General features: G+C 63.1%; 14 protein-coding genes. 5 read left to right on the top strand and 9 right to left on the bottom strand.

Features of this window, described 5'->3' with window-relative positions; genetic code table 11:
* Positions 1-111 precede the first annotated feature (111 nt).
* Entirely contained in the window at positions 112-1,230 is a 1,119-nt protein-coding gene (locus tag AC2FNB_RS07555) for an asparaginase (RefSeq protein ID WP_496745448.1), read from the bottom strand.
* A complete protein-coding gene (locus AC2FNB_RS07550; protein WP_480749191.1) occupies positions 1,227-2,594 on the bottom strand; it encodes an MFS transporter in 1,368 nt (455 codons plus the stop codon). Before AC2FNB_RS07550 ends, AC2FNB_RS07555 begins: the two co-directional genes overlap by 4 nt.
* Before the next feature lie 199 nt (positions 2,595-2,793).
* On the opposite strand from AC2FNB_RS07550, the gene AC2FNB_RS07545 reads away from it, so the two are divergent.
* Both AC2FNB_RS07545 and AC2FNB_RS07540 read left to right on the top strand, forming a co-directional pair.
* The gene (locus AC2FNB_RS07545) at positions 2,794-3,222 is read left to right on the top strand and encodes a DUF4177 domain-containing protein (protein WP_496745447.1); all 429 of its coding nucleotides are present in this window, start codon (positions 2,794-2,796) and stop codon (positions 3,220-3,222) included.
* A 145-nt stretch (positions 3,223-3,367) separates the two neighbouring features.
* Entirely contained in the window at positions 3,368-4,138 is a 771-nt protein-coding gene (locus AC2FNB_RS07540; RefSeq protein WP_496745445.1) for a sulfite exporter TauE/SafE family protein, read from the top strand.
* Positions 4,139-4,261: 123 nt separating this feature from the next.
* Here the strand turns inward: AC2FNB_RS07540 and AC2FNB_RS07535 are convergent, their stop codons facing one another.
* From AC2FNB_RS07535 to AC2FNB_RS07525, 3 genes are all read right to left on the bottom strand, one after another.
* Positions 4,262-5,563, bottom strand: a complete 1,302-nt coding sequence (locus AC2FNB_RS07535; protein ID WP_496745443.1) for an adenylate/guanylate cyclase domain-containing protein — start codon at positions 5,561-5,563, stop codon at positions 4,262-4,264.
* A gap of 106 nt (positions 5,564-5,669) precedes the next feature.
* Positions 5,670-7,385, bottom strand: a complete 1,716-nt coding sequence (locus tag AC2FNB_RS07530; RefSeq protein WP_480749187.1) for a tetratricopeptide repeat protein — start codon at positions 7,383-7,385, stop codon at positions 5,670-5,672.
* Positions 7,386-7,474: 89 nt separating this feature from the next.
* Positions 7,475-7,729: a BolA family protein gene (locus tag AC2FNB_RS07525; protein ID WP_480749186.1), complete on the bottom strand. Its 255-nt coding sequence runs from the start codon at positions 7,727-7,729 to the stop codon at positions 7,475-7,477.
* A gap of 107 nt (positions 7,730-7,836) precedes the next feature.
* On the opposite strand from AC2FNB_RS07525, the gene AC2FNB_RS07520 reads away from it, so the two are divergent.
* Positions 7,837-8,460, top strand: a complete 624-nt coding sequence (locus AC2FNB_RS07520; RefSeq protein ID WP_480749185.1) for a J domain-containing protein — start codon at positions 7,837-7,839, stop codon at positions 8,458-8,460.
* 86 nt (positions 8,461-8,546) lie between these two features.
* On the opposite strand, the gene betC is transcribed toward AC2FNB_RS07520, so the two are convergent.
* The 3 genes from betC to AC2FNB_RS07505 form a co-directional block, all read right to left on the bottom strand.
* Positions 8,547-10,001, bottom strand: a complete 1,455-nt coding sequence (betC, locus tag AC2FNB_RS07515) for a choline-sulfatase (RefSeq protein ID WP_496745441.1) — start codon at positions 9,999-10,001, stop codon at positions 8,547-8,549.
* Between the two features lie 96 nt (positions 10,002-10,097).
* Complete coding sequence (locus tag AC2FNB_RS07510; protein WP_496745439.1) at positions 10,098-11,150, bottom strand: GFA family protein; 1,053 nt, start codon at positions 11,148-11,150, stop codon at positions 10,098-10,100.
* 143 nt (positions 11,151-11,293) lie between these two features.
* The gene (locus tag AC2FNB_RS07505; protein ID WP_496745438.1) at positions 11,294-12,853 is read right to left on the bottom strand and encodes an arylsulfatase; all 1,560 of its coding nucleotides are present in this window, start codon (positions 12,851-12,853) and stop codon (positions 11,294-11,296) included.
* A gap of 151 nt (positions 12,854-13,004) precedes the next feature.
* Here AC2FNB_RS07505 and AC2FNB_RS07500 point away from each other — a divergent pair, with 151 nt between their 5' ends.
* The gene (locus AC2FNB_RS07500) at positions 13,005-13,997 is read left to right on the top strand and encodes a helix-turn-helix transcriptional regulator (RefSeq protein ID WP_496745437.1); all 993 of its coding nucleotides are present in this window, start codon (positions 13,005-13,007) and stop codon (positions 13,995-13,997) included.
* A 71-nt stretch (positions 13,998-14,068) separates the two neighbouring features.
* On the opposite strand, the gene AC2FNB_RS07495 is transcribed toward AC2FNB_RS07500, so the two are convergent.
* Positions 14,069-14,971: a Hint domain-containing protein gene (locus AC2FNB_RS07495; protein WP_496745436.1), complete on the bottom strand. Its 903-nt coding sequence runs from the start codon at positions 14,969-14,971 to the stop codon at positions 14,069-14,071.
* A 263-nt stretch (positions 14,972-15,234) separates the two neighbouring features.
* Between AC2FNB_RS07495 and cobS the strand changes: the two genes are divergently transcribed.
* Positions 15,235-16,221: a cobaltochelatase subunit CobS gene (gene cobS / locus AC2FNB_RS07490; protein WP_480749179.1), complete on the top strand. Its 987-nt coding sequence runs from the start codon at positions 15,235-15,237 to the stop codon at positions 16,219-16,221.
* Positions 16,222-16,226: the final 5 nt, after the last annotated feature.

The following is a 16,226-nucleotide window of genomic DNA, read 5'->3' as shown; positions in this document are numbered from 1 at the left end:
GAACCCGACGACCTCGACGCGTTCATCGCCCATGTTGCAGACCATCTTTGACAAACTGCAACCTATGCTGTGAGGGCTGGCCAATCGGGTGCTATTTTGTCTGGAGCCGGGTCATCCCCCCTCAAACAGCTTCCCCAACGCCGCCCTGTCCGGCCCGTGCTGCAGCAGGCCCAGCATCAGCAGCAGGCGGGCCTTGGTCGATGGCAGGTCTCCGGCGAGGATGCAGCCCGCTTTCTGCAGCGTCGCGCCGCCGCCCTGATCGCCATAGATCGGTTCGACCCGGCCATGGGGAACGCGGGTGGCGATGACCACGGGCAGCCCCCTGGACAGAGCGTATTCGATGGCCTTGAAGGTGGCGGCGTTCACGTTGCCCGCGCCGACGCCTTCGACCACCAGCCCCCTGGCGCCACTGTCGACGGCATGACGCAGCAATCCGCCGTCAGAGCCGGCATAATCCATGATGATCGGGATGTCGGGAAAGTCTTGCGGCATCGGCTCGGGCAACGGCAGGCGGATACGGTTCACCCGGTCGTTGAGGCGCTGCACATCGGTGCCCAGGACATAGCCCAGATACCCTTTTTCGCCCGAGTTGAAGGTCTGGACGTTGGTTGTCTGGGTCTTGCGCACGTGGCGGGCGGAATTGACATAGCGGTTGAGGGTCACGGTCACGCCCCAGTTTCCGGCATTGGGCGACAGCACCTGTGCGACGGCAGCATGGATGTTGCCGGGGCCGTCGGGGTTGGGGCTGGAGGCGTCGTTCATCGCGCCTGTGAACACCACCGGCTTGCCGCTTTTGAGCGTTACATCCACGAAAAACGCGCCCTCGGCCATGGTGTCGGTGCCGTGGGTGACGACCGCTCCGGCAATGTCGGGGCGTGCGAGCACCGCGTCCAGATCGGCGCTGAGCCTGGCCCAGATCAACGGGGTCATTTGCGAGGAATCGATGTTGCTGACCTGCAGCACGCCGATATTGGCCAGTTTGGACAGGCCCGGCACGGCGGCAACCAGATCCTTGGCCGAGACCGCCGGAACCGCGCCGCCGGTCTTGGGGTCGGTGCGTTCGGCGATGGTGCCGCCGGTGGCCAGCACCGCGACATTGGGCAAGTCGGGATTGCGCGAGGCGAAGTCGAGCTTTGGCGCGCCGTCCTGCGCCGATGCAAGCCCGGCTGTCAGGCCAGGTAGAAAGGCGATGGCGAGTGCGCGCAGGAGGCGGGTCAGATTGGGTTTCACGGGGTCCCTTTCGGCTTGCTGTGCTTCGGATGTTCGATGGCAAAATGCGCATAGAGCAGCACCGCCAGAGCAAAGGCGGCGGTGGTCCAGAACACCGCCGGAAAGCTGCCGGTCATGGCATAGACCGTGCTGCAGAGCGCCATGCCGAGGGTGCCGCCCAGAAGCTGGCTGCTGAGCACGATGCCGCCCGCCTGCCCCTGCATCGCGGGCGGCACCGACATCATCACCGCGCGCTGCGGCGGCACGAACAGAAAGGATACGGCGACGCCCGACAAAAGCAGCCCGGCAAGGATCAGCGCGTGGCTGTGCATCCCCATACCCAGCGCCACCGCCGAAATACCAAGCATCGACCCCAGCACCCCCATGAGCGACGGGCCACGGGTTCCGAACCTGTCCGCGGCCTTGCCCGCAAAGGGGGCCGAGAACATCGGCGGCGCCACGGCGGGCAACAGCGCTACGCCCGCCATCAGCGGCGACAGGCCCATCGCGGTTTGAAAATACATCGCGCCAAAGACATAGCTGGCGATCTTTACATATTGGGCCAGGAACACGATCAGGTTCGAGGCGGCGAAGGTCGGGTTGGAAAACAGGCGCACCGCGATCAGGGGCGGTGTGAATTTCAGCTCGGCCGGGATCAGCAGCGCCAGCAGCACCAGCCCCAGACCCAGCGGCAGAACCACGTCCGCGCGGGTCCAGCCGCGGTCCGGCCCCTCCATGATGGCAAAGACGGTCAGGGTCAGGCCGGTGACCAGCAGCACAAGGCCACGCCAGTCGAACCGGTCCTCGGGCACGCGGTCGGGGTCGCGCCAGAACCGCCAGGTGACCGCCGCCACGACCAGAACGATCGGCGGGTTGATCCAGAAGATCCAGCGCCAGGAGAGGTATTCGGTCAGCAGCCCTCCGACCACCGGCCCCAGCGCCAGAAAGGTGGTGCCGATGGAGCCGTAGATGCCCAGCGCCATGCCGCGCTCATCCTCGCCGAAGGACATCGAGACCAGCACCAGAGACAGCGGAAAGATCACCGCGGCCCCGATCCCCTGCATCATGCGCGCAAGCATCAGGGTTGTGCCGCTGCCCGCCATCCCGGCGACAGCCGAGGACAGGCCGAACAGCACCAGCCCCGCCACGACCAGCGCCCGCGTGCCCAGAATGTCGCCCAGTCTGCCCGCCGCTCCGGCCAGCGCCGCCAGCGTCAGCAGATAGACGTTCACCACCCAATGCGCGCCCAGCGCGGTCAGGCCGATCTCGGCCTGGATGGTCGGCAGGGCGACGCCGACGACGGTTTCGTCCAGCAGGATGACCCCGAGGATCACCCCCATCGCGCCCAAAATCCACCAGCGTGTGTTGTCTTGGCCTTTCGTCAATGGACAGGTCCTGAAAGCATGTATCAAATCGCAAAATCGCCCCTGCATTAAGCCTACGCGCAGGGGCGTGCGTCAAGTTGGCGGGTTTTGGCCACGGGTCTGGCGGAAATGCCGCCACCTGGCGGTTGCGGGTTTCAGAGCTCTGGCCTTTTGGACGGAGGTTGCAGTAACCTGCGCGCAATCAACCAAAGGCGCGAGCATGATCCGATACGAATACAAGGTGGTCCCGGCCCCGCAAAAGGGCACCAAGGCCAGGGGTGTCAAAACGGCAGAGGGGCGGTTTGCCCTTTCGGTGCAACAGTCGCTCAACGCCCTGGCGGCCGAGGGGTGGGAATATCTGCGGGCCGAACTGCTGCCCAGCGAAGAGCGCAGCGGGATCACGGGAAGCACGGTCAACTGGCGCAACGTGCTGGTCTTTCGCAGGCCGCTGGCGGAGGGCAGCGAGCCGACAACTGCGGAAGTCGAGATGCCCAGTCACACGCCCGAGGGCATCCCGCTGGCCCGCCCGGTTCCGGGGCCCGGCACGATTTCCGGCCCGGCGCGGATCTCGCAGGAGTCGAATGATCCGCCGTTGTCTTTCAAGAGGGCCGAGACACAGCCCGAGCCGGACGAAGAAGAAAAAACCTGACGGCGCAGGTGGAAAACACGCCGGCTGTCTGTTCCTTGACGGACCTGAGCGGCCCGGACCAGACTGAAAACGCCGGCATACTTGATTTGGGTGACCCGTTTTCACGGCGCTCGGACGGTCGTGTCATTCAGTTGGGGAACCTGTCTTGGAAGCCGCAGGGGTCGAGACCTATCTGATTCTTGTCGCCGCCGGCGTTCTGGCGGGCGCCACCAATGCCATTGCCGGTGGCGGGACGTTTTTCACCTTTCCAGTCCTGATATGGGCGGGCCTGCCCCCCCTGGTCGCCAACACGACGAACATGGTGGCCCTGACGCCCGCCAATCTTGCGGCGCTTCCGGCATTCCGCCCTCAGTTGAAGCGTCTTGGCCGGAATTGCCTGATGCCCGTAGGCATTGGCGTTCTGGGCGGAACGCTTGGTGCCTTGTTGCTGTTGTACCTCGGCGAGGCAGCCTTTGCCTCGGCCGTGCCATATCTCATCGGATTTGCGACGGTCTTGTTTTCGACCGCGCCCGGAATTCGGCGGGCAATTCTGGTATTGAGGATCGGTTCGGCCCGCATATGGGCGTTTTTGCCGGTTGCGGTGCTTTTTCTCTTTTCTGTTTACGGCGGATACTTTGGCGCGGGCCTGGGGCAGATCCTGTTGGCCGCGCTGATACTGAACGGACACGCAGATCTGCATGAGGCCAACGCGTTGAAAAATGCGGTGGTTTTCGCCGTGAGCATCGTGGCGGTCATAATTTTCGGCCTCAGCGGTTCGGTGTCGTGGCCATTCGCTGTGGTCATGATGGTCAGCTCTTCCATAGGTGGTTATCTTGGCGGATTTCTGTCTCTGATGGTTCCTCAGTCGACGCTGCGCGCAGGCATCATAGCTTTTGGACTGTTCCTGACCGGATACTATTTTTGGCAAGGCGCGTAGTCGGGCATTCGTGCTGGTGGTCTTCGCTGGCGCATGAAAGCGGTGTCGCGCGCAAGAACGGCAGTTGCGGTATTCAGGGCCCTCGGCGGCAAGGCGCAGGTCGTTGTCCCGTCGCGCGACGGATCAGCGGAACGTAAACAGCTCCAGCGGCTGTTCCAGCCCAGCCAGTTCGAAAAAGCCGAGGCTGGCGAGATCGCGGCTGGCGAGGGAAGCAACCGGCGCGGTGACCAGCACGGGCCGTTCGGTGGTTTTGCAAAGCGCCTCGACCCGGCTTGCGGTGTTCACCGCCTTGCCGATCACGGTGAAATCCAGCCTGTCCGGCGCGCCGACATTTCCGAAAAACACCGTGCCGCGGTGGAGCGCAATTCCCGTCTGCAGGGGCCGCCAGGCCATGACCCCGGCAAGAGCGGCGGGATCGGCGTTCAGGGCATCGAGTGCGCCCAGCGCCCGTTGTGTGGCGGAGAGTGCGGCCTGTGCTGTGGCGGTCTCATCGCTGAAGGCCGCAAAGGGAAACACCGCCAGCATCCCGTCCCCGATGAATTTCAGGACATCGCCGCCCTGCGCGATGACCGCACTGGCGAGGCATTCGAAATAGGCATTCAGGACGGCTGTCAGCTGACCATCGGTCATCTGGTCGGAAAGCCGCGTGAACCCGCGCAGGTCCGATGCCCAGATGATCGCCTCGACCGCGGCACCGGAACCGCGCCGGATCGAGCCGTCGAGAACCTGACGGCCGGCATCCGAGCCGAGATAGGTGCTGGCGATGTTTTGGGAAATCCGCTCGGCGATGTGGCGTTCGACATGCAGAGCGAAAATGCGCAACAGGCGCTCGATCTGGCCGAACTCTTCGTCCGAATACCCACCCTGCTGCCGTGTCGCAACGGTTGCCGCATTGTGGTTGGCGCCGCCGGAGCGGAGGGGAAAGGCCGCGTATTCGGTATATCCCTGCTCGGCGAGGTCGCCCAACAACGGGCCATGCTTGGCCCGTCTGGACGGATCGAGGCGAGCACGGAAGCGTTCGCCATGATCGATCACCCGGGACAGCGGATTGCGGCGGTAGGCATCCGTCATGCGCACCGACTGGTCGATGACACCCTCGTCGCAGAAACCGTCGTCGCTGTTCCACATCCAGACATAGCCCAGGACCTGCGGGTGCAGAGTGCCGACATGCAGGCTGCTTCGTTCCACCGGCATCCCGGCCCTGAGCATGCGCCACAGGAATTCCTGATAGAATTCCAGAAGATCCCCGGCGGCAAGCGCGTCTTCGAGCAGCCATGCCTCGATCTGCGCGGGGGTTTGGCTGGGCAGGCGGTCGGGGGCGAAGGTTGCGCGGCGCAACAGGGTGACGGTGTCGGAATATGTGCGGGGCGACGGATCAAGCCCCGCTTTGAACACCGGTTTGCCCTGCGTCTCAGGAGGTTGCATGCGGCCACTCCGATCCATGAATGTGATCTTGCAGGTTCGACCTTAGCGCCTTGTCGGGACGCGCGGCAAACCGGTGGCAGCGGTCGGGCTGCGCCCGATACGCTGTTCAATCCGGCAGACCGGCCTGCCGCAGATGATCGCAATCCCTGTCCAGGTTACGGGGATCGCGGTAAAGCTGCGTTTTCTTCCACGAAGATATCGTGAAGTTCGGGCGGTGTTTCAGCAGCGTTTGCGCTTCTTGCCGGGCCGTGTCGATATCGCCGGTTTCGGCATGGACAATCGCAAGATCCAGATGGCCGAAGCCCTCGACGATGTCGCTGTATTCCCTGAAGGCCTCGATGGCCCTGGCGTGTCGCCCATCGAGCCGCAACGCAAAGCCAAGCACGCCCGCATACCATCCGGGATAGTACGGGTTGAGCGTGATGGCCTGCTGCGCGAAACGGATCGCCTCGGTAACCTGCCCGTTGAAGGCCAGCGTCAGCGAAAGCCGGGCGGCGACATCGGCGTGGTTCGGATTGAGCGCCAGCGCCGTGTTGAATTTGCGGATCGCGGCGTCGAGATTTCCGTCGATGGCCTCGGCAAAGCCGTCGATCGCGTGGGCCTCGGGATTGTAGCTGTCGATCTGCAGGGCGCGCTGCGCGCATTCGCGCGCCTCGGCCAGTGCTGCGGCGCGATCCGGCGTGAAATCGTGCCGCGCCTCGACGGTGCAGACATGCCCGAGGGTGCACAGAGGGGCCGAGTAGGATGCATCCAGCGCAATTGCGCGTTCGGCGAGACGGCGGGCCTCGGCATAGCTTTCCTTCGTGACTTTCCGGCAGCATTCGACCGCCTTGAGTTGCGAGGTCCACGCCTCCATGTTGGTGGTTCCCGATCCGCGGAAGCGAGCCATTTCGCCTTCGAGCAGTTCGACCCGAAGCTCTGTCGCGATCTTGAGGGCAATCTCGTCCTGCACCTCGAAGACATCCTCGAGGTGCCTGTCGAAACGGTCGGCCCAAAGATGCATCCCCGATCTGGCGTCGATGAGCTGGGCGGTGATCCTGACCCGGTCGCGGCTTTGACGCACGCTGCCTTCCAGAACCAGATCGAGACCCTGTTCCAGCCCGACCTGTTTGATGTCGACGGAACGCCCCTTGTACACAAACGTGGAATTGCGCGCGACCACCAGCAGTTTCGGAAGCTTGGAGAGCGTGGTGATGATCTCTTCGGTGATGCCGTCGGCAAAAAAAGCCTGATCGGGATCCGAGGACAGGTTGTCGAACGGCAGCACGCCGATCATGAGGGACTGGGCATGGGTTTTCGGCGTCACGCGCGGCGGCGGCGCCTCGGGCGGGGACCATTGAAACACCGGGACGGGCGCGGGCAGGTTCTTGAAGTTGCGATCTCCGGCCCGGCGAAAGATCTTGGCCAGTTCTTCGTCGACACTGCGCTGGACCACGTCGGAAATCAGCACCGTACCCGGTTCCGCCTCGGCCTGAAGGCGGGCGGCCAGATTGACGCCGTCGCCAAAGATGTCGTCATCGTCAAAGGCGACGTCGCCCAGATGTACCCCGACCCGCAGTTGCAGCGCGGAATGCTGCGCCGTGCCGCTTTGAAGATCGAGGGCGCAGCGCACGGCGTCGGAAACCGCCGCAAACTCGACCAGCCAGCCGTCGCCCATGCGCTTGATCACGTTGCCCAGATGATCGGCGACCATCGGCTCGAACACGTCCTTTCGCAGTTTGCGAAGCTCGGTGAGCGTTCGGTTTTCGTCAGCCTTCATCTGCCCCGAATAGTTCACGACATCGGCAGAGAGGACTGCGGCCAGTTTTCTGGTCGGCGGCATGGCGATACTCGATCCAACTTGATCCGGCCAGCTTAGCGCGGGCGCCTGCCGTGTCAAAGCGGTGCCGCCCTGCGCGGACCAGCGCGGCGCTAGCTGCCGATATCCAGCGACAGCGCGTGGATGCGGGGGACGATGTCACCCAGGGCGGCATGCACCGCGCGGTGACAGGCGACGCGGGATTTGCCGGCAAAGGCCTCGGCGCGGATGCGGACATTGAAATGGCTTTCGCCACCTTCGCGATATCCCGCGTGGCCGCGATGGCTTTCGCTGTCGTCGATCACGTCAAGCTCGCGCGGCTCAAACGCCTGGGTCAGGCGGGTACGGATGTCTTCGGTCATGCTCATTTCTGCTCATGCGGCAAAATAATTGCCGCTCCCCTCTTCTATCTTCGGCCACTTAGACTAAACTGCTGCCTCCGAGTCGAGAAGACGAGTTCGTAAGGAGCAGCGCCATGGTGAAATCAGACCCGTTCGGGTTCGACATGTCGGTCTCATCCGCAAAGAAGAAAAACCCGCGCGGGCGGCGGGGCATGTCGGGTGCGTCCGAGACCTCGACCCGCCTCTGCGACCACGAGGGATGCGAAGAGGCGGGCAAGTACCGCGCGCCAAAGGCGCCGGACGTTCTGGACGATTTCTTTTGGTTCTGCCAGCAGCATGTGCGCGAATATAACCAGAAATGGAACTTTTTCGACGGCACCACCGAGGCCGAGCTGAACGCGCAGCGCTCGAAGGACAAGGTGTGGGAGCGTGAGACCAAGCCCTTCATCGATCCCGAAACCCGCGCCTGGGCGCGGCTGGGCATCGAGGACCCGCATCAGGTTCTGGGCGAGAATGCCACCAAGAACCCGGGCCGTGCCGCCGCCGGAGGACGCCGCCTGCCGCCGACCGAACGGCGCGCCATAGAGATCCTTGAGGCCAAGGACAGCTGGACCAAGGCCGAGGTGCGATCGGCCTACAAGAAGCTGATCAAGGTGCTGCACCCCGACATGAACGGCGGCGACCGCAGCCAGGAAGACCAGTTGCAGGAAGTGGTCTGGGCCTGGGATCAGATCAAGGACAGCCGCAATTTCAGATAAACGTCGCGCCCGGCGGTTGCGGCGGAATTCGGGTATTCGAGGCCAGAAAGAAGCAGGCCTGTTCGAGTCATCGGACGGGCCGTTTTTCAGGTTCTGATATAGGCGGTCGATGCGTTCGGGTCGGGCTGATAGTCCCACGCGGTCTCGTTCGCCGCCATGGCCGCGTTGACCACCTGTTTTTGCGCCAGCCGCGCCCAGACATCGCGTTCGATGGCATCCAGATCGAAGCGATCGGTGATGATCGCCGCCATCTCGCGTTCGATATCGGCGGCTTGCGGCGCTCCGGCCAGGTTGGTCCACTCGCCGGGATCGGCGTCGATGTTGAAGAGTTGTGGCCGGGAGCGGTGGCAGTAGAGGTATTTCCACGCACCTTTGCGGATCATGAAGCTGGGGCGCATGATGCCTTCGCCGTGATATTCCGAGATCACCGGCACCTCGTCCAGCGGCTCGCCGCGCAGCGCGGGCATCAGCGAGCGCCCCTCCATCGGGCGGGCGGGCGTGGCGCCGACCAGATCAAGGAAGGTGGCGGGCAGGTCGATCAGCGAAACGGGCGTGTCGACGCGGCGGTACCCGGCGCCGGGAAGGTCGATGATCAGCGGGATGCGGGCGGACCATTCATAGTGGCTGCGTTTCTGGATCAGGCCCTTTTCGCCCAGCATCTCGCCATGGTCCGAGGTGACGATGACCATCGTGTTGTCGCGCAGGCCCTGTTCATCGAGCACGTCGAGCAGCTCTCCCAGCTTGTCGTCGATGTAATGGGCGAGCGCGGCAAAGCCGCGGCGCATGGCGATAAGGTCGGTTTCATTGCGGATACTTTTGCGGTCGAGCCCGTACCAGCGCAAGAACGCGCGGTCGAAATCCGAATAGTGCGCATCCATGTCCGCCGGGTAATGCGGCAGCGGCAGGTCGGCATCCTTGTACATGTCCCAGTATTTGCGGGGCACGATATAGGGCGGGTGCGGGTTGGTATAGGACACCGTCAGCATGAAGGGCCGGTCGGGGGCGTGGCGCAGGTATTCGAGCGCGCGGAAATGGGTTTCCTCGTCATATTGCAGCTCGGCGCTCCAGCCTGCGCCGATATTGCGGGCCTGGTACTGGGGCGCGAAATCGAAGGCCATCGCGTTGGGGTCGTTTTCATCGAGCAGCGGGTAGGACCAGATGAACCCCGAGGGGTAGATGTCGGTGTTGAGCCGCCGCCGGAAGCCGTGCAGCTGGTCGGCGCCGATGAAATGCATCTTGCCCGACAGCACGGTGTCATAGCCCGCGTTGGTCAGGTAATGGGCGAAGGTCGGGATGAAGCTGTGATAGGGATCGCCGTTGTCGTAGCAACCGGTGGTCGAGGTGTGCAGCCCGGTCATGAAACACGACCGTGCAGGTACACAGATCGGGCTGGGCGTATAGGCGGTGGCAAAGTTGACCGCCCGGTCGGCCAGCGCCTTCATGTGTCTGGTGCGCGCGACCCGGTGGCCGCAGGCCTCGAGCATGAAGGGGGTCATCTGGTCGGCCATGACCAGCAGGATATTGGGGGTGTCGTGCGGCATTGGTCTCCACCGGCAGGAATCGGGGCGTCCGGAACGGTAGAAGCTGAGGGCAGCGCTGTAAATCCCGCGCGCGGCGGGTGGGGCACCGGTTGCGGTTCAGAACACCTTGGGCGGTTTGGCGTGCGGCACCCATGTCTCGGGGTCCGGCAGGCCCACCGATGACCAGGCTTCCTGAAGCACGCGGGAATTGGCGCAGGTGGTGCGGGGCAGATCGTCGAGGATGTCGAGCCACGGCATGCGGCTTTCGATGCCGCTATGGGCGGCGGGCGCGTATTTGCCCGGCTCGTCAAGGCTGGTCGTCATCACCACGAGATAGGCTGCGCGCCTTGGCTGCACCAGCCGGTAGGTGAGGCTTGATCCGCAATCGGGACAGAAGCCGCGCTCGCCGATGGGAGACGAGGAAAAATACCGGGGCTCGGCCCCGGGAAACCGTACGCCCGAGGCGGGAAACGCCGTCCACGCGCTCATCGCCGCGCCGGTGAACCGTTGGCAAAAGCGGCAATGGCAATAGCCGGTACTGATCGGCGGCAGGCTGATTTCGTACCGGATCGCACCACACAGACAGCCACCTGTGGCCGACATCGCCGCCAATGCGTCTTCGTCGAAATCGAACAGCCCGCGCGCGCGGTTCTCGCCATGCTCGCGCGTCATGTAGACGTGGATCGGATCATCGGAGTCCTTGACCCGCTGGTGGCCGCAATCCTGCAGCGGAAGGTCGATCTTGCCCCGGATCTGGCTCATGATCTCGCCCGACACGGCGATGCCGCCCGGTTCCGCCAGCGCCTGAAGGCGGGCAGCCTGATTGACTCCCTCGCCCAGCAGATCGCCGTCCTGCACGACGACGTCACCTACGGAAACCCCAAGCCGCAGGCGCATCGGTGTGGTGTCCCGGTCGCGCGCGCCGTTGATGGCCATGGTTCGCTGGATCGCGACCGCGCAGTGAACCGCCTCGATCGTGCTGGAAAACTCGGCCAGAAACCCGTCGCCCATGGCCTTGAACACGCGGCCGCGATGGGCCTCGACTTGCATCCCGATCACCTCGTGACGCAGCTGTTCCACGTGCCTGAGCGTTCCCTCTTCGTCGCGGGCGATCATGCCGGTGAACCCGACGACATCGGCGGCAAGAATGGCCGCGAGCTTGCGGTGCATGGACCCCTCCTGTCGATATGCGCATATGCAGCGTAGACGCAGAGCGGTGGGCTGTCACGCGCCCTGCAACGGAACCTCGCGGGGTCGAAAAAAGGACGCCCGGTCGGGGCGCCCTTCTGTGAGTGGTGGGGTTTTTGGCCGTTTCAGCCGCCCTGATTGGTCTGCAGGGTTTCCAGAACCTGGTCGATCGAGAAGCTCGCGGGTTTCTGGCGCGGCGGGTATTTCTCGAACGTGCCAAGGAACTGCGCCACAAAGGCCTGGGCGGGAACCAGAAGATAGGCCCGTTCCAGCCGCCATTGCGGATAGTTGATCGCCTCGTGGTCGGCCTTTTCGAACGGATCCGAGAACATGTTGAACACCTTGGGCAACCGCAAGGGGGTCAGCGGATCCTGCCAGACATCGAAGCTTTCGGCGCGCTGTTCGGCAAAGACCACTTTCCACTGGTCATAGCGCAGGTTCATCAGGTCGCCGCCGTCGGAGAAATAGAAGAACTCGCGCCGCGGCCCCTTGTCGGCTTCGCCGCGGAAATACGGCATGAAGTCGTACCCGTCCAGATGCACCGGCTCGTTGCCCTCGCCAAAGGGGGCTTCGGTCAGCATCTTTTCCTTCATGTCCGCATCGCCCAGCGCCGACATGAAAGTCGGGAACCAGTCGAGGTGGCTGATGATCGTGTTCGACTTGCGCCCCGGCTCGATCACGCCCGGCCACTTGATGATCATCGGCACGCGGAAGCCGCCATCCCAGTTCGAGTTCTTCTCGTTGCGGAACGGCGTGGTGCCGCCATCGGGCCAGCTGAACACTTCGGCCCCGTTGTCGGTGGAATACATCACCACGGTATTGTCGGCGATGCCCAGTTCGTCGAGCTTGTCGAGCATCTCGCCGACCATGCCGTCATGTTCGACCATGCCGTCGGGATAGATGCCCAGCCCGGTGACGCCCCGGCTTTCTTCCTTGAGGTGGGTGAAGATATGCATCCGGGTGGTGTTGTACCACAGGAAGAACGGCTTATCCTCGCTGACCGCGCGGTCAATGAAATCGAGCGCCCCGGCGGTGACTTCCTCGTCGATGGTTTCCATCCGCTTGCGGGTCAGTGGCCCGGTATCCTCGACCGTGCCGTCGACATTCGAACGGATTACTCCGCGCGGGCCGAATCTTTCCTTGAACTCGGGGTTCTTGGGATAGTCGGCATTCTCCGGCTCTTCCTCGGCGTTCAGGTGATAGAGATTGCCGAAAAACTCGTCAAAGCCGTGGTTGGTCGGCAGATGCTCGTCCAGATCGCCAAGGTGGTTCTTGCCGTACTGGCCGGTCATGTAGCCCTTGGACCGCATGTATTCGGCGATTGTCGGGTCCTTCTCGCTCATCCCTTCTTTGGCGCCGGGCAGGCCGACCTTGAGCAGACCGGTGCGGAAACCTGACTGACCGGTGACGAAACTGGCGCGCCCGGCGGTGCAGGACTGTTCGCCGTATGCGTGGGTGAACAGCATGCCTTCGCTGGCGATGCGGTCGATGTTGGGGGTCTCATAGCCCATCATGCCCTGATTGTAGGCGCTGATGTTCCAGTATCCGACGTCATCCCCCCAGATGATCAGAAAGTTCATCGGCTTGTCCTGCGCCGCCGACACGGTCGCGGTGAACATGCCCGCGCAAATCATCGCGGCAGATGCCGTCGCCTTCAGCCGCCTTAATGTCTTGAAAGCAATCATATTATACTCCCCCAGATCGTCGTTGAAATAATTCATTGTAATATTACGATGTTTGCAGGAAGATGCTTAGCATTTCCGGCCAAAAAGAGTTCAGCGGCAATCTATCGATCAGTGAATTGACGTTTTCAGAAAACGGGACAGGAGAAGCGGTATGATCCGTCTCGATCTCGTATTTGCCCCTGCCCTGCGCCCGGTATTCGGTGCGGCGGACATGCCAAGCAGCAAACTGGAACGGCTGGCCGAGCGGGCCGGGCTTCCGGGAAACATCGTGGACGAACCTCATGGGTATGTCCCCCTGCACGCGACCGAACTTTTTCTGGAATTGGTACAACGGGAGAACGGGCAGAACAATTTCCTGTTCGACAGTCTTTCCATGGACCCGACAGAGCGCGCGCAGACCCATTCCGTGGCGGGTGTTCCTTTGCCCACCGGCATCACCAACCGGGAATCGCTCGAGGCCATGACGCGGGTCTTCAACGGCTTCATAACTGGCGCCCGTTTTTCCTGCGAAATCCGCGGCCAGCAGGTCTGGGTGCTGCGCACCACATCCGCGACCGAATGGTCCGACCGGTGGTCGGTGCTGCAATATAACCTGAGCATCATGCTGTCAGGGGCGCGACGCATCCTTGCGCCGGGCCTGCAGCCGGTTGCGCTTCGGCTGCCAATCGCCCTGCGCTCGGGTGACCTGCCGGAGAATCTGAAAGACCTGCCCGTGGAACCGGATACCGACCATTTCGGTCTGGCCTTCGATCTTGGCACGATCATCCGCGCCGACGTGGCCTTGTCAGCCCCGGTCGCAGGGCACGGAACACCCGAGGCGCGACAGCCGGAGCAGGCGCTGAAAGCCTGCATCACCAAGTTCCTGGCCTCATCGCCTGTCGACATCTCGGCGCGCCGCGTTGCCGCTGCCTTTGGAATGAGCGAACGAAGCTATCGACGGAAACTGGCCGCGTTCGGGACGAGCCATTCGGACCTGCTGTCACATGCCCGTCTGGACATCGCACGCAGGATGCTTGCCGTGCCGGAATACAACGTCACCGATGTCGCTTATGAAACGGGTTACGGCAATCCCGGCGATTTCACCCGGTTCTTCAAACGCCGGATGGGATGCACGCCGCAGGATTACAAGCGGTTGCACAGCTAGGGTCGGCGCTGCTCAATCCAACCTGCCGTCCGCTACCGGAAAAGCCATATGGTTCTCGGTGTGCCGGTGAGTCAGCCCATAGCCCTGAAAACACTTGCCTCGTACCGCTTCAGGCAGGGCAGGCGCGTCACCGGCAGGCGCGCCGGATCGTGGCCCGACACTTCGGGAAACAGGTCTTTCAACTCGGCCACGTCGGCCCGGTCCAGCGCCATCAGGGCCGCATCGCCGGGAAACAGGGTTTCGGTCTTGAGGCCGTGGGACAGAACCACCTCGTGCCGGGCGCAGGCCACGTGGACATAGGTGACGGGGCCATCGGGCATGATCTGCCGGATGCGGCTGTCATCGACCAGATGAATGGCGGCGGCAAAAACCTGATCCGCGCCGAAATGAAGCTGTGCGCGCCATCCTTCCAGCACGATGCGGTGTTGGGGCGAGACCAACAGATCATGGGTCGGCAAGCCAGGGCCAAGCGCGTCGCGGCTGATCCGCACCGGGCACAGACGCGGCAGGGCGCAAAGCTGGTCGGGATGCAATGTGCGTTGCCCCACCCAGGTGACAGCGGCCAGCCCGCCATCCGCAAGCCGGAGTTGGTCGCCGGCGGTAATGTCTTCGACCGGGACCGGCCCTGCGGCGGTTTCCAGCAAAGTTCCAGCCACAAAGCAGGGCACGATACCATCCGGCAGCGCGACCGTGACGATCAGAGAGCCGTTGTTGCCCACTCCCGGCCCGGTCGTCGCGTTCACTCGCAGCGTAAAGGTGGCGTCGGGATCGACAAAAATGCCGGGTTCCAGCGTGACGGTCAGCAACCCGGTGCTGGAGATCGTGACCGTGTAATCCGAGGGCGACAGCCCCCCGGCATCCAGAACGTCGACGCTCCACGCCGCCCCGAATTTTGACGCGGTATATTGCGCGCTGGTGGTATTCGTGGTCGATCCGATCGAGATCGAGGTTGGGCCGAAAATATCCAGCGCCATGTTGATTTCTCCTGCGTTCAGGACGTATCTGAATTTCAGAATAGCTTGGAACAAGTTGACTTCAAACAAGACTTGGCCGGACCATGCTGCCCCCGCGGAAAACCGCCGCCGGGCATTGGCGCGATCATCGGTAAGGCCAGTTTGGAAAGAAACGCCGTATCAGTCGCCGGACCGCGCGCCTTTCCCTTGCCCTTGTCCGCAATATGTTGCACCACACACGGGCTCAAACCCGCCAGGCGGGGCACAGGATAAGGACGAGGCGCATGGCTGACGGATCGATCGACATCAACGCAAAACCCACCGAAGAGATCTCGGTCCGTGACGTGTTCGGCATCGACACCGACATGATGGTCAAGGGATTTTCCGAAGCCTCGGACCGGGTGCCGGCGATGGACCACACCTACAAGTTCGACCCGGAAACCACGCTGGCGATCCTGGCCGGCTTTGCCCATAATCGCCGGGTTATGATCCAGGGCTATCACGGCACCGGCAAATCGACCCATATCGAACAGGTCGCGGCGCGGCTGAACTGGCCTGCGGTGCGCGTCAACCTTGACAGCCATATCAGCCGGATCGACCTGATCGGCAAGGACGCGATCAAGCTGCGCGACGGCAAGCAGGTGACCGAATTCCACGAGGGCATCCTGCCCTGGGCGCTGCGCAACCCGGTCGCCATCGTGTTCGATGAATACGACGCGGGCCGTGCCGACGTGATGTTCGTGATCCAGCGCGTGCTGGAACATGACGGCAAGCTGACCCTGCTGGACCAGAACGAGATCATCACCCCGCACAAGTATTTCCGCCTGTTTGCCACCGCCAACACCGTGGGTCTGGGCGATACCACCGGTCTTTATCACGGGGTGCAGCAGATCAACCAGGCGCAGATGGACCGCTGGTCGCTGGTCTCGACGCTGAACTACCTCAGCCACGACGCCGAGACGATGATCGTGCTGTCGAAGGCGCCGCATTACAACACCGCTACAGGGCGCAAGACCGTCAGCCAGATGGTGACCGTCGCCGACCTGACCCGGACGGCGTTCATGAATGGCGATCTGTCCACGGTGATGAGCCCGCGGACGGTGATCAACTGGGCGCAGAACGCCGAGATCTTCCGCGACGTGGGCTATGCCTTCCGCCTGAGCTTCCTGAACAAATGCGACGAGCTGGAACGCCAGACCGTGGCCGAATTCTATCAGCGCTGCTTTGACGAGGAACTGCCGGAAAGCGCCGCGAGCGCGAGCCTGGGGTGACATGA

The organism is Ruegeria sp. BHSB058, assembly GCF_059613285.1.
This window is presented reverse-complemented; position numbering and strand designations above follow the sequence as displayed.

Excerpts from the sequence above, each read along its gene's own strand:
- AC2FNB_RS07545 (WP_496745447.1), top strand. The coding sequence starts at position 2,794 with ATGATCCGATACGAATACAAGGTGGTCCCGGCCCCGCAAAAGGGCACC.
- AC2FNB_RS07535 (WP_496745443.1), bottom strand. The coding sequence starts at position 5,563 with ATGCAACCTCCTGAGACGCAGGGCAAACCGGTGTTCAAAGCGGGGCTT.
- AC2FNB_RS07530 (WP_480749187.1), bottom strand. The coding sequence starts at position 7,385 with ATGCCGCCGACCAGAAAACTGGCCGCAGTCCTCTCTGCCGATGTCGTG.
- AC2FNB_RS07525 (WP_480749186.1), bottom strand. The coding sequence starts at position 7,729 with ATGAGCATGACCGAAGACATCCGTACCCGCCTGACCCAGGCGTTTGAG.
- AC2FNB_RS07520 (WP_480749185.1), top strand. The coding sequence starts at position 7,837 with ATGGTGAAATCAGACCCGTTCGGGTTCGACATGTCGGTCTCATCCGCA.
- betC (WP_496745441.1), bottom strand. The coding sequence starts at position 10,001 with ATGCCGCACGACACCCCCAATATCCTGCTGGTCATGGCCGACCAGATG.
- AC2FNB_RS07510 (WP_496745439.1), bottom strand. The coding sequence starts at position 11,150 with ATGCACCGCAAGCTCGCGGCCATTCTTGCCGCCGATGTCGTCGGGTTC.
- AC2FNB_RS07505 (WP_496745438.1), bottom strand. The coding sequence starts at position 12,853 with ATGATTGCTTTCAAGACATTAAGGCGGCTGAAGGCGACGGCATCTGCC.
- AC2FNB_RS07500 (WP_496745437.1), top strand. The coding sequence starts at position 13,005 with ATGATCCGTCTCGATCTCGTATTTGCCCCTGCCCTGCGCCCGGTATTC.
- AC2FNB_RS07495 (WP_496745436.1), bottom strand. The coding sequence starts at position 14,971 with ATGGCGCTGGATATTTTCGGCCCAACCTCGATCTCGATCGGATCGACC.
- cobS (WP_480749179.1), top strand. The coding sequence starts at position 15,235 with ATGGCTGACGGATCGATCGACATCAACGCAAAACCCACCGAAGAGATC.